General features: G+C 39.0%; 3 protein-coding genes. All 3 read right to left on the bottom strand.

The window, feature by feature from the left end; genetic code table 11:
- Positions 1-332: 332 nt before the first annotated feature.
- The 3 genes from ULVI_RS11060 to ULVI_RS15345 all read right to left on the bottom strand — a co-directional run bounded on the left by ULVI_RS11060 (position 333) and on the right by ULVI_RS15345 (position 13,280).
- Positions 333-1,319, bottom strand: coding sequence for a PorP/SprF family type IX secretion system membrane protein (locus tag ULVI_RS11060; RefSeq protein ID WP_068592792.1), 987 nt, complete (start codon positions 1,317-1,319; stop codon positions 333-335).
- A gap of 43 nt (positions 1,320-1,362) precedes the next feature.
- Positions 1,363-11,037 carry a T9SS type B sorting domain-containing protein gene (locus ULVI_RS11055; protein ID WP_068592790.1) on the bottom strand — a complete coding sequence of 3,225 codons (9,675 nt, stop codon included), beginning with the start codon at positions 11,035-11,037 and terminating at the stop codon, positions 1,363-1,365.
- Between the two features lie 83 nt (positions 11,038-11,120).
- Positions 11,121-13,280 (bottom strand): PorP/SprF family type IX secretion system membrane protein, encoded by a 2,160-nt coding sequence (locus ULVI_RS15345; protein ID WP_082830853.1) that lies wholly within the window; start codon positions 13,278-13,280, stop codon positions 11,121-11,123.
- Positions 13,281-13,285 lie beyond the last annotated feature (5 nt).

The following is a 13,285-nucleotide window of genomic DNA, read 5'->3' as shown; positions in this document are numbered from 1 at the left end:
ATGAAAGTGCCATTTAAATTAATTCATAAAGTTTATAGTGGGTAGATTGAATTATTTGATAAAAGTTTAAAAAGTATATTCAAAAACAGAAAATCCTCATTAATTATACATAAACAGATAGTTTATATAATTATTTGTAATATTCTTATTAATAGGTCTTAATAAAAATAGTTTAATCATTAGCCCTGATAGCAGCGGCATCCTTTTCTTTTATGTAGGATATGAAAAAATGAGGGATTTACTTCTAAATATGTCGCTTCTAGTTAAAGGAGACTATAAAGAAAAGATACAGCGAATAGCAGGTTCCCGGCTCCTAATACTATTACAATTGATTATTGATATAATTTATTTCCTTGTTTGTATTTTCCTTCGGTACATGGGCAATCGCTTAGTTCTTGTAAAAGGTCAAAACCAATGGTAACGGCATGTGTACCAGAGTTGAATCCTGTTAAATCATTTATTGTTATTTGATAGGCGTATGAAAAGTAAAATATGGATTTTTTGAATCCGACCATTGGTCCAACATTTAAAGGAACCATGACTTGATCGTTTAAAAAACGATACGAACCTCCAATCCAGTAGAAATCGTTGTATCCGTTAAATTTTCGATATTTTACATTAATGTCGGTACTTGATCGGCCATCGCTAACAAAGTGTTGTAAGAATACGGAGGGCTCTATTTCTGAATAGTTATTTCCTTTAAAGGTATATCCAGAATAGAGCTGTAAGTTCAGCAGGCTAGTGGGTTCGGTTCCCTCAAAAACATTCGCTTCTTTTTCTAAAAGATTGTTCGCATTTAAGCTTAGCCAATAACTATTAATTCGATACAAAGCACCTACATCGAAATTTTTATTAACTACGGCGCGGTCATCGGTAATGCTTGGATCGACTATGGGAATGTCGTAGGTGGTGTTAAAATCTTCAATGGCAATTCTAAAGCTATTTACGTTAAATGACAATCCAAGAGATAAATACTGCTTGCTTTTATAATCAAGGATAAGGTGATGGGCGTAGGAAAGTTTTATTCCTTGCTGCCGTGTATTTCCATTGCGATCATTGTAAGCAGAGATACCAGCACCCGAACGATTTGCCATTCGAATGTCTGCATATACTGCTTGATTTTGTGGTGCATTTTTGATTCCCACCCATTGCATGAGTCCGTTGGCCCTGATTCTAAAATTATCTCCAATTCCTGCGAAGGTAGGGGATACTACAAAATCATTATCTGCTAGATATTGAGTAAAAACGGGCAAATTAAATTCTTGTCCATAGCTTTGGGTAAGGGTTAAAATAAGTAGGTATTTTAGGATAGTTTTCATGGGGGATATATTTTATATCACATATAAGTGAATTATTAGTTTGTTATCGGTATAAGGTAAAATGCCCTACAAATTCACGGTCGTTTCCATCTCCGGGTTTTACAACATACCAGTAATCTCCTGTTGGAAGTTCGGTATTGTGATAGGTTCCATCCCAACTCTGGCCGACACGTAATTTGGCAACTTCTCGGCCATATCTATCATAGATAGAAAATGTTAAGTTCGGATAGTAATCTACACATCCCGGAGCCCACGTGTCGGTCACACCATCATTATTTGGAGTGAAATAATTAGGAATGCAGATTTCAATAAATTCCATTGTTATCGTGGCCGTTGCGGTACAGCCGCTGCTATCTGTAACTGTTACCGTATAATCTCCTGAGGCTTCAATTATAAATGTATTTGTGCTACCATAGTCTACATCATTTAGTGTGTATTGATACTCTCCAGTACCTCCGCTGGCAGTTGCAACGATTTCATTCAATTCGCCTTCGGCCAAATAGAGGGATAGAGGTTCAAAATCACCGATGTCGAAAAAGTCTGTAATTTGTTCACACCCATTAGCATGTCTTACAGTTATATAATAATCGGTACCTGGAGGAAGGTTTGTAAATACATTACTGTTTTGAAAAGGTCCTTCATTTAATGAATATTGAAGCTGCGAAAGATCTGTATTACTGTCATCTACTAGCACGGTTACTATATTTCCGGTGGCATTATTCTCACATTCATACAGCACCTCAACACTTGGATCTATGATGGCAGCATCTGGAAAAGAAATGTTCCATTCAGACTCACATCCATTGCTGTCCCGAACATATACTACATGGTCACCACCACCTAATTCGGTAAAATCGAACAATGTCTGATTGGGACCTCCTGTGGTATAAGTTCCGTCATAATCGTCTAAACTAATGCTGTAAGGAAGTGTTCCACCTTCGATCTCTATACTGAACGATCCCATGGCATCTCCTTCACATATTTCGGGTATTATAGAATCTGGAACTATGGTTATAATTACTGGTAATGGCTCTGTTATTTCAAAGTCGAATGTTATAAAACATCCCGCTTCATCTTGAACGATCACATCGTACATGCCCGGTTCTAGGTTTTCGAAAATATTGGTGTCGAAAAACTGATCCAATTGTGGAGAAATAGCATACTTAATAATACCCGTACCACCTGAAGCAAAAATTTCTAATCGCCCACTATCTTCTCCGAAACAAAGAACGTTGGTAACTTCAAAGGTTACCGCTAAGGCAGTTTCGGGTTCAGTAATGGTGATCTCTTCTGAAACGGCATTACAATCTCCGCTTTCCACATATACTACGTAGTCTCCTGCAGGAAGACCTGTGAATATTCCAGGCGTATTTTGATCTGCGGGTATCGTATTGCCATCGGTATCCTGAAGCGTATACACATAATTCCCAAGACCACCTGTAGCAGTAGCTTCAATACTTCCTGTTGTATCTCCCACACAGTTAATTTCTGGGTTGGTAGAGGTAAGATTAATTTCTAGTTCTGGTAACGAATCGATCGTAATATCATTAGATACACTCGCGATACATCCATTCGCATCTCTTACATAATACATGTATGTACCAGGAGACACAGGAAATGTAACCGATGTTGTAAACGATCCTAGTACTGGGTTAAAGTTTTCATTAGTACTGTATTCGTAATCACCAGTTCCTCCCGTTGCATTTAAAGTAAGGGTTGCATCGGTTTCACAGGTTTGGGTCGTTGCTGTCACTAAACTTGAAAGGATAGGATCAGGTTGCATAATAGTTACCGGTAACGATGTAAACTCACATTCGTACCCATCGGTAATCGTTACGGAATAAACACCTGCACCTAGGTTTTCGAATACATTAGAGGTTTGAGGTCCCGAAGTTGCTGGCGTAGGAGTAATGGTATTTAGGGTATAGACATAATTACTCCCTTGGCCACCACTTATATTAAGAACCGTTAAGGTAGCATTTTGATCCCCAAAACAAGAAAGCATTGTAGTATTAGCTACAAAATCTGCGTCGATAGGGGTTGGCGCTACCAAGGTGATTGTAGCAGTTTCTATACAACCATTTGCATCTCTTACGTTTACAGTATACGTACCAGCGCTTAAATCAGAAAATGTATTTGCTGATGAATATGGAACCGTTGCCGTTCCTGTTAGTTCAAATTCGTATGGAAAAGTACCACCACTTGCAATGGCTGTTATAGTTCCTTCACTATTGGTGCATGTAACGTTCGAAGTTTCAGAAATGTCTAAAGCTAGTGGAGTAGGAGGTGTCCCAATAGTAACCACATTGGTCGTTGTGGAACAAAATGGAGTTTCGGTTTCAGTAATAGCTACTGAATAATTTCCAGAGGGTAGTCCTGTAATAATTTCTGGGTTGGTAGCTGTATTTCCAACAACAGGACCTCCTACAGGGCTTCCTGAACCATCGAGTAACTGATAACTGTAAGCTCCTGTATATCCGTTTATGGTTAACGCTAATTCGCCATTAGTTTCTCCATAACATTCGTTTGCTTCCGAAGCAAGTAGACTTGCATCGATCGTATCGAATGGCAACACTTCAAAAGGAATTGTGAGAAAGTAGCAATCGGTATCTACATCATTCACTTGAAAATAATACGTGCCAGGTCCCGGAATATTAAACGTATTAGAAACTTGGGGGGCACCATCGGGTAGCATTTGATAGGTGAAATTCCCTGAACCTCCAGTAACATTAATACTAACAGATCCTGTTTCATTACAATCGATCGGAGTAGCGATAGTAACGGCTGCTGCAGTAATCGTAGGTAGTGGTTCGATGACGAGGGTATTTGTTGCTATACATCCATTTGCATCGGTTACATATATTGTAATGTTTTGAGTTCCGCCGGTATCTACAACTTCAAAAATATTGGTGTTGAAATAATTAGCGCCATTTATACTATAGGTGTATGGAGCCGTGCCCCCTGTTTCAGTCAGTGTAAGAACTGCTGTTGACGTGGTATTATCTGCATTACATGAAAAATCGGTAGCAGTACCCGTAACCTCCAGAAGTTGTGGTTCAGTAATAACTACATCCTCGGTGGCAATACATCCTCTCCCCGAGGTAACCTGAACGGTATAAGTTCCGGCGAGAAGTCCTGTAAATATCGGACTGTTTTGCGCAGGAACTATAATAGGTGCTGTAATTTCGTACGTATATATTGGGTTGTCGTTACTTGCTGGTAGTTCAACAGTAATAGTACCGTCACTCGCACCATTACACATAACATCTGTTACTGAAGTGGTAAAAACCACAGGCGTTGCATTGTCTAATGTTACTGAAACATCTTCGGTACACAGGGTCACAGTATCGGTCACAGTTACGGTATACGTTCCTGAAGGTACTCCAGAAAATACAGTACCGGTAAGCACGATTGAAGGTGCATTCGGCATAATAGTATAATCGTACATTCCACTTCCACCTGTTGCTGTTATGGTAATCGCTCCATCGTCGTCGGTACAGCTGGGTAATGCTGTTATGGCGGGTGTTACCCCTAAAGGTGGAACAATATCGACAGTAACGGTATTTCCACACCCATTGCTATCATTTACTTCTATAGTATGAGAACCTGATGATAATCCAGTAATTGTAAATGGAAGGGTTTGTGTTTGAAAACTTCCACCGTTGATACGAATGCTATATGGGGCAGTACCTGCGGTTATTAATGTTACATCGATTTCAAAGGTTCCTTCGGAAGCAGAGCACTCATTAGTAACGGCTGCTGCTATTTCGGGAGAAGCATCCATAGGAACGATCTGTACCGGACTTGAAACTATACAACCATAGGCATCTAGAGCATGCACATAGTAATCGCCCGCATCCACATTAAAGGTACTTGCTGAATTCCATGAAGGGTCTGTCGCAACGGGCGCAGCTGGCGTGGTCGTAATCTGATAAAGATAAGGAGGCGTTCCATTTTGAGCAATTGCACTTACCACTCCTGAATTCGCATTACAATTTGCATTCTGGTCTACTGAAGCTGTTAAACTTAATAAAATAGCAGATTCGGTAATACTAAAAGGCGCAGTCACTACTCCACAACCTGTATTAGGTCCTGCAGTTTCTTCAATTAATACATAATAGGTTCCAAAGGGAAGGGGTCCTAAATCTGTTACTGCTAGCGAACCTCCGGCAGGCACTGTTCCTGTTCCTGAAATTCCTGAACTTAGCAAGGTTAACGAATCGAATATTTCATACGTTACATCTACTGGAGTTCCATATACACTATTTACAGTAAAAGAAACATCGCCATCGGCACTTCCGGTGCAGGTAATATTATCTGAACTCACTGCATCTAAGGTCAACGTAGAGTTTGTTGGAATCGGTGTTGTGGCTGGTTCATAATAGGTGCAATTTGTAGATTCATCGTATACAATGAATGTATAAGTCACTCCTGGAGTTAAATTGTCGAACGTGGTAGATTGACTTCCTGCAGGATTTTCAGGAATCCATGATCCAGGTGGGTCTGGATATACCGAAATAGGACCTTGATAAATACTAAACCAGAACGGCCCCGTACTTCCCAATGTAGAACTTACGCTTACAACAGCCTGTCCTCCCGTAGAACAATCTACTGTTGTATCAATTGAGATATCTAGATCTGAAGGAGGAGATGCAACCAAGACATCTTCAATCAACACAGAACATCCGTTGGCATCTACTACGTTTATTTCATACAAACCAAAATCAACCACATCGAAACTTACCGAGGTTGAGCCAGTTGCATTTAATTCAGAATTTGAATATCCATTAGACCCTGTCACGAAATAGTTATAAGGTGCTACACCTCCAAATACGCTATTAATAATTATAGATCCTTGTGATACTCCTCCTGGTCCACATGTAATATCGATCGAGTCATAATCCACTACGATTGGATCTGGCTGATCAATAGTAATAGTTTCGGTTGCAGCACATTCTTTTGCATCAGTAACCGTGATGGTATAGTCCCCAGCAGGCAACCCTGAAGTTTGCGTTCCATAGTCTGTTCCCGTGGTTGTATTCGTAACGTTTATTAGAAATGGTGGAGTTCCTTGTGTAGGATCGATGGTGATATCAATGGCACCATTTTCATCTCCGTTACACAAAATAGGCTCAGTTTGAACCACAACAGCAATATTGGGTAATGAAATTGGATTCACAGTAAGAATCTGTGAAGTGGTTTCACAGCCACTGTCGTCGGTAACTTGAAATTGATATGTACCTGGGTTTGATGTCACATAGGTAAAAGGCGAACCGGTTGACCCTAAGGGAGTAAATGCACCTCCATTAAAAGATACAGCATACATGAAAGGAGCACTTCCTCCAGAAATTGTGCCTGTAATTTCAGCATCGGGCGTACTCGTACAATCTAAATCTTTCGTTAAAACTGCATTCACTAGTAATTGAGGAGCAATAATTTCTGCTGGTAAAATGGTTTCACAACCAAAAGCATCCCTAACTGTAATGGTATACGTTCCGGGAACTAAATTCGAGAATGTATTGTCCTGCTGAAAAGGGCCTCCATTTATACTGAATTCAAAAGGGGCCTCTCCAGAAAGTACCTCTATTATAATAATTGCACCTGTATCAGCATCATAACATACATCTGAAGTTACACTTACAGTTGCTACTGGTGGATTTGGAATTGTTAAGACAAACGTTTCAATAACAATACATCCATTGGCATCTTCTACACTTATGGTATACGTTCCATCTTGTGATAGGTTATTAAAAATAGGGGTGTTTTGAATCGGTAGTGATGTAGCATCCGGTAGTAAAAGCGTATACGTAAATCCTCCCCAGCCCCCAGAAGCATTAATTGTCGCACTACCACTATCAATACACGTAATCGGGGTTGTGTCAACCGAAACAGTTAATGGGGCTTGCGGACCAGAAATGGTAGCCGTTGCAGTGGCCTCACAATTGGTATTTGTATCTGTGACAACTATGGTATAATCCCCTGCATTTAATCCGGTCAGTGTAATAGGAGAGGTGCCAGTATTAGGTGCACCACCGTTGATGGTATATTCAAAAGTGCTGGTTCCTGAAATAATAAATTGTGCAGTACCGTCAGACGCTCCAAAACAACTAACATCACTTGTAGTTTCACTAACGATATTTATTGCAGGAATAGGATCTATAGCGTAAGATTCACTATACACACACTCATTTGCATCTCTAACTTGAAATGTATAAATATCGGGAGCTAAATCTGAAAATGTAGTTGAAGTTTGATACGGTGTTGCAGCAGATGCTGGTGCAATAATCTGATATTCCAAGGGAGCAATACCACCTGTAGTTCCTGTTATAATTACTGAAGCTGTATTCGTAGGACAAGTAACAGGCGTTGCACTGAACATAAGATCGGTGGGTGGATCTAATGTTGGAATGGTGATCTCATTAGCCGCAAAAGTGCATTCATTCGCATCTTGAATGATAACAGTATAAGTTCCTGGAGTTAGATCTGAAAATACTGGACTTGTCTGAAAAGTAATTCCGTCAATACTGTATAAATAGGGCGCCGTACCCCCAGTAACATTTGTAACCGTAATTGTTCCTGTTGAAGTACATGTATAGGGAGCGGTTAATTCTGCTTCACCTGAGATTGCTGAAGCTGCGGTAATGGTAACAGATTGCGGATCGGATATACAAATGGAAGGCCCATTGGTATATTGTACAAATACAGTATAGGTTCCTGCATTAAGACCAGTAAAAACATTGGAAGACGTATAAACTAACCCTCCAAGACTATATTGAAGGCTGTTTCCATTCGGATTGGTAACATTGATTGTAATAGTACCCGTATCGCCAGAATCCGCACATAAAATATCGGTGGTTGTAACTGTGAAATCTGGAGCTGGGGTAGCTTCAATAGTAATGGTAGTCTCTGCACTACAATTATTTGAATCGACCACTGTGATGTTGTATTCTCCAGGTGTAGAAACTATGATTTCTGGATTGGTTTGAAAATCGGTATCATTATTCACAAAATAGAAATATGGGGCTGTTCCCCCTTCAGGATATACAGTAATCTCTCCATCTGTACAAGTTAATGGAATCGTGATCGCTGCTGTAGCCGTTAATAAAGGAGGTTCGGTTATCGTGATTTCTTCAGAATACATACACCCGTCTTCTGTTTCAACCATTGCCGTATACGTACCAGGATTCAAGTTTTCAAAAGCATAGTTGTTTTCTACAATAGGTCCCACACTATTTACAAGTGTTCCTCCTTGAAATAATGAAAAGAAATATTGTGGATCGGCATCATTTGCAGCCAAGTATATATTCCCTTTGTCACCGTTACATAAAGGTTGGTTTATAATAGTCGATACTGTAAAATCACGTTCTCTTACCAACACTTCAGGAACTGTAAAAATACAAGCTCCTTCAGGCACACCAATTTGACGTATATAAACTGTATAAAAACCAGGGGTTGGTACTGTAAATACAGGACTTGCTTGGTAATTACTCCCATCGATACTGTATTCATATCCGCTGGGTACATTCCCTACAGTAATAGATCCTGGGGTTGTACAGATAATATCGGTGGCAGTAACCGTTGGATCTAATAAATTCTGGTAAACATTAAAATAAAACTGATTAAAACATCCTCCATTATAATTAATGGTGAGTCGATATTGTCCCGAAGTATTTACCGTGTAATCAGCTCCCATGCCAACCTCATTCCAAGTACAGGCATTATTTTCATTTGCACAATCTGTATCATCCACAGGTGGACAACTAGACTCGTCAAGTTTTTCCCAAATTATTGAAGTCGCTCCATCAATTTCAGTAGCGATCTCTCTAAAATCATCCTCACCGCATAAAAAGATGTTTGGAAGTAGCTTTCCGTCGTTCGGACAAGTAACTACTTCGTCAGCATAAGGGATCACAGGATTGGTAATATTCCCACCATATAATGTAACTTCATATTGCTGAACAATAGACTGGCACGGTGCCGCCGCTGTATTAAAAGAATAATAAGTGCCAGTTTCGGTTACTGTAATAGTTTGAGTGGTTCCTATAACCGGAGTTCCCGTAGGACTTGTAGACCAAGAATAAGAATCATAACCATTTGCAGCAGTTAATTCGGTGCTATTTCCGCAAAGTGTTTCGTTCTGTATAAAAATACAGTCATTTAGGTCCGCTAAGAAATTAGTAGCTTGAGGACTAATAAGACATCCAGTATTCTCACTGTAACTAGGATCATCGGTAATTACAAAATTCGGATTTAATGTTCCTTCATACGTGGCAAATGCTTGATTGTTTATTATATTAGAACAAGCATCTACTAAATGCTGACAGGAATCTACTACTTGAGCTTGTATTCGAATTTCATAAACGGGATCGTTTTCTTCCACCAAGTAATTCTCAATATCAAAAATAATCTCTCGGGTAGCTGGATCGTAACTCGCTACTGTTACACCCGGTGGTAATGTTAATCCAGTTGGGTATTCGAAAATAATGTTAATAGGAAGTATGTCTCTAATTGTAAAATTTGTTGCGTTGTCATTTCCTACATTCTGAAATCCAATTACATAATTTAATTCCTGTCCCAGATCTACAACTTGGTTTCCAATATCATTGCCAAATTCGTCTTCAACAATTTTTGTAAGTACAATATCAGGCTCTATAATTTCAACAGCAAATGCAAAAAAGTATTGAAAATACGTATCGCCACTGGTTTCTAATCGTACGATAGCCGAAGTAGCGTCGTTTTCGATAACGGTATTTCCTGGATTTGGTACTGCAATAACTCCCGTATCGAAACCTAAGGTATTGGTGCTGTTTGGATTTCTATTGTTCACTGGTGTGGCATCCAGCTGCGTTACCGAACTATTAAAAAAGTTATTCGATGTGCGATCTAATGTTGTTAAGTTGGTACCATTTAATTTTAGTCGATCTCCTGTAATCGGTTTATCACCTTCTAACGTAGCAAAAGCAAAATTTGCCCGAACCGGAGCGGGTGCTGGCACAGTTCTAAAACCAGAAACTGGTATGTTGAGACTGGGATTATTTCCTGAAACACTTATGGAGCTAAAACCATCGAAACTTGTAATCGATTTTCCTGGTAGGGTAGGGTCTTCATACACAACAAATAGTGACCAGCCCGAAGAATATCCTGTACCATTATAAGGATCGAAAGACCCAGTTTCCCCTAATGCACTCGAAACATTCGCTACAGTATAAGTTCCTAGATCATTTCCAAACCCTGTAACTATAGACGTTACATCAGCAAAACAAGCATATGGGAAACTATTTCCTCCATCTACCGAGATATCTCCAGCATCAAAAATTAATGTTCCTGTAATGTCATTATATCCTCCTGTTGGACCTTTAAATTTTACACTAGTTATGGGTTGATCTCCACTAGTCACAGCACCCCAATACAATCCTGCATAAATAATGTTATAGCAGTTCGGATTAGGAATTTCCAGATCTGCACTTGAAGAGCTAAATGTTGTAGCATCCCCATCGATGTCGATATACTGCATATCAACGTTGTGATTATACACTCCGTTATCATTAAAAGGACCGTTATCGGGACCCAGAATATTGTTTCCAATTAAAACAATATCACCTTTAAGGTCTTGATTAAATCGTGGAGTAAAGGGGACATAATTTTGGGCATATGTTTGTAAGCCCAAAAATAGGACAGTAAGAATTAGGGATATTCTTAGAATAGTAGGTTTGTTCATAGTAACTATCATTTTTTTGATTCTCACCGTCGTAAGAATCTTTTTAACAGCATAGGGGGATCTGTTGTTACTCGTTTTTACATTTAATTTTCAATTTTAAGTAATGACATTTTTTCTTCGTATATATTGTTTCCTTTTAAATTTAATGCTGCATTCGCTTCCTGAATCGAATCGAATTTCTGTGTGTATATATAATACTTACTTGTATTTACATCATAGAAGAAATCGATGTTCTGTTTTCCGGAAGCCACAACTTTCGTAAGGAAATCGTCTCTTTTACCAGAGTCGTTATGAACAGCAACCACTAAATAATAACCACTCTCGGTATTAGAAACATTTTTAAGGATTTGAATGTTCGTATTTCGCTCTTCACCAAAATCTAGATCTTCAATTGCAAGTGGAGTTTGTTGTTTTGGCGTATTTTGTTTAATAGCAGCCAATCGTGCTCTATCTTGTGAATATCTAGCCTCTTCATTAGTATATGAAGCACGTTTTATTCTTCTTTTTCTTTCAAATGCAGTAGCAACAGCGATTTGCGTTAGCGATGAGACTAAAGCTTCACGTGTCTTAATAGCTTTGTTCTGTTCAGATTTTAACGTAGCCAACGTAGTTTGAAAGTGTAAATTCGTAGCGTCATCCTTATTCTTAAACGTTTTTCTTCTATCTATAAGTAATGCTTCCAATTGTGCAATTTTTCTAGCTTGTCGTAGAATAACCGTATCTAGATTAATTTTTAAATTTTCAATCGCTTCATTTTCTCCTGTAATACTTTTAAACGGTTTTGGCGCTACAAAAATTCCTTGCTCTCCCAAATCGTTTTCTTCTTTAAGATCCGATAAGGTTTGTTGTTTGCTTGCGACCGCCGACTCTAATTGAGCGAGAAGTTTGGTTTGAGCCACCGCTTCAGTTTCAGTTTGGTTGGTTAGTGTGTTTAATTGTTGTCCTATTGCATCGGTTGGATTTATAATTTCTGAAGTTGTTTCTTTCACTTCTTTTTCTTCCGAAACAATTCTCGCTTGTGTTTCTGCTTCTTGACGTGCTTTTTCTTCCGAAGCAATTCTCGCTTGTGCTTCCGCTTCTTGGCGTGCTTTTTCTTCCGAAGCAATTCTCGCTTGTGCTTCCGCTTCTTGGCGTGCCTTTTCTTTGGCTGCTATTCTTTCTTTTTCTCTGGTATCTGTAAAAAGATCTTCTGGTATAGATTCCTCTTCAGGTTGTGTTATGGTTGTTTCCGGAGTAGTTGCAACCGCTTTTTTACTGCTTTTCTTTTTCTTGCGTTTGCTGCCAGATGTAAACAGTCCCGCTAATTCTTCATCTCTACTGTAATCGTAATAATTGTTGTTTTTAAATCGGTAGGCGAGGGTGATCTCATGCGATGCGCCAAGATCTGAAAGTCCCATAAATGCTTTTTCGTATTGATATTCTATCGCAATTTGGGGAGTAATGTTTATTCCTAAACCTCCCGAAGCTCCATAGATCGTATTGTAACTTGCTTGCGCCCAAATACCTTTTGGTACGGTAAGAAGAATGGTTCCCGAAAGAATAGTATTGTCTTTCTGAAACTCAGTTTTTCCTAAGGCTGTAAATTTACTTTCACCAAAAAATCCGTACCCACCTAAGTAGCCCGTATACATAAGGTGTCCCTGAATACCTTGTTCTGGATTCTCTTTGATAATTCCTGACGTTTGAAAATTATAGGTGACAATATTGTGTAACGTGATTCCGAAGTCCATGAATCCAGTACCATAATTAAACGACGGACTCGCAGTAAGTGAAAAATTTGATGGAATGTTTTCTAAAGCCGGATCATCGAAATTTGTAACGACCTTTCCATTATTCAAACCACTGTTATAAGCGCCGGCATTTATACCAAAAGTAAGGTTGCTATCTTCTTGTAAACGAATGTTGTATGCTACATTTAATAATCCTCCGAAGGTGGTAAATACCCCGTAATTTTGTTGAAAGAGCCCAATTCCTGCTCCAACATTTTCTCCAAATCTTCCCGAATACGTACCGAGAAATGTTTGGGGAGCATCTTCTAGTTCTAACAATTCTCTTTTATTGGTAAGAGCAATATACATATTTGGTTCACGCACAAAGCTAAAAGTAGGGTTGGCTATAAACCGATTAAACATTAAAGAATTTCGTACGGGAATATCTAGCGCAACCACACCATTCTCAGACTGAGAATAGATCATCTGTAACGTACAGAAGAAAATTAGTATGGGGATAAAAACTGTTTTCACGGTGG

It is taken from the genome of Cochleicola gelatinilyticus, from assembly GCF_001637325.1.
Taxonomy (GTDB): domain Bacteria; phylum Bacteroidota; class Bacteroidia; order Flavobacteriales; family Flavobacteriaceae; genus Cochleicola; species Cochleicola gelatinilyticus.
Note: the sequence above shows the minus strand (reverse complement) of the source record. Positions and strands in the feature narration are given on the sequence as shown.